At 66.1% G+C, this 1,460-nt stretch carries 2 protein-coding genes; both read left to right on the forward strand.

Features of this window, described 5'->3' with window-relative positions; translation table 11 throughout:
* The first annotated feature begins 206 nt into the window (after positions 1 to 206).
* Complete coding sequence (locus Vqi01_RS30245; protein WP_204038544.1) at positions 207 to 761, forward strand: hypothetical protein; 555 nt, start codon at positions 207 to 209, stop codon at positions 759 to 761.
* Between the two features lie 281 nt (positions 762 to 1,042).
* On the forward strand, positions 1,043 to 1,460 hold a 418-nt coding region (locus tag Vqi01_RS30250; RefSeq protein ID WP_204038545.1), incomplete at its 3' end, for an aminotransferase class I/II-fold pyridoxal phosphate-dependent enzyme.

The raw sequence follows: 1,460 nt of genomic DNA on the forward strand, positions 1-1,460 counted from the left end.
CCAGCGCTGATATCCGCCCCGCCAACACCTGCCGCAGGCGTGGCAGCAGAACGACCTCGGGCATTCCCAGAGGGCGCTTTGTGATCTATTCGCTTCTCAGCTGGCTGATCTTGGGAGCCCGTACCCGATGGGATGTCGTCGCGTTTGAATGTCTCGCCGTCGACAGGCTCGTTGTATCCGGTAGTGCCTGTGGCGGAGGTGTGATGATGCGACGACGGTACTTGGCGGTGTTGCTGGCCGTGCCGCTGCTGACCGCGTGCGCCGCGCCCGCCGCGTCGGCCTCGCCACCGCCACCGTCTGCCGCGTCGGTCCCCGCACCAGAGAAGTCATACTGGCCGGGCCAGGAGGAGCTGATGGAAGCCGCCGGCCGGATCGACACCGCCGGTCCGAGTCGCTGGCCCGACGGCTACGCCGGGGTCGCCACCGACATGCCGGCCGGCGTCCTGTTGGTCTACCGCATCCCCACCCCGGGCCTCGACGCCGAGATTCAGGCCCTGGTACCCGAGGTAACGATGCGGACCATCGACGTCGCCTACTCTGCCCGGCAACTTGCCGCGTGGTCCGACCAGGTACGCGCCGACATTGCCTGGTGGCATCGCCAAGGCGTGATGGTCCACGGTTTCTATAGCCGCTCTGGCGAGTGTGTGGTCGTGGAGATCAACGATCCGCAACGCGACGCAGACCGGATCACCAACCGCTACCCACGGATGCCGCTCTGCGTCGAGCAGGGGTACCCCTTCGTTCCCCTGACCGTCGACTGACATGCCGCATCCCAGCACCCCGAGGATTCTCGAACGCGGCGGAAGCATCGACGAACGCTGCGAACAAGATTGCCGTGTGTGGACCGCCCACCGATCACCTGTTTGATCAAGGGGCCAGAGGGCGGTGGAATGGCCTAGTGGGATGCGGGTGTCCCGCTGATCGACCTACACATGCACGGCTCCCTGGCAATATCGATGCCGTTGTCCGACTGCTGGCCGCGGTCGTGGCTCGACTGCTCGGCGGGACGAAGCTGATCATTGACAACGTCTACGGTGAGTTCATGGCACAACCACTCACGCTGACGCCGCGGCTCCTTGAGGAGCGCGACGAGTTGGTGGTGTGCAGGTCGCTGTCGAAGGCGCAGTGTCTGCTCGGTGCCCGAGTCGGCTACGCGGTCACCAGCGCCGGCTACGCCGGGAGGCTGCGTCGACATCGGCTTCCCTACGCCGTCAGCGCGCTGGCCGCCACGGCGACACACGCGTCGCTGGTCGACGACAACAACCTCCGGCGCACCATCGCGTTCAACCGGCGGGCGTACGGGACGTTGACCGCCGAACTCGACCGGCTACGCATCAAGTACGCCCAATCGGATGCGAACTTCCTTCTGATCGATCTCGGGGACCGGCGCGACCAGGTCCTCGCGTTGCTGCGGGCCTGTGGGCTGCGGTTCCGTGACGGCTCACGATGGCAACTTCCGA

Source organism: Micromonospora qiuiae (genome assembly GCF_016863555.1).
In the GTDB taxonomy this organism is placed as follows: Bacteria; Actinomycetota; Actinomycetes; order Mycobacteriales; family Micromonosporaceae; genus Micromonospora; species Micromonospora qiuiae.

Bases quoted from the DNA above. Each gene is read 5' to 3' on its own strand.
- Vqi01_RS30245 (WP_204038544.1), top strand. From the start codon at position 207: ATGCGACGACGGTACTTGGCGGTGTTGCTGGCCGTGCCGCTGCTGACC.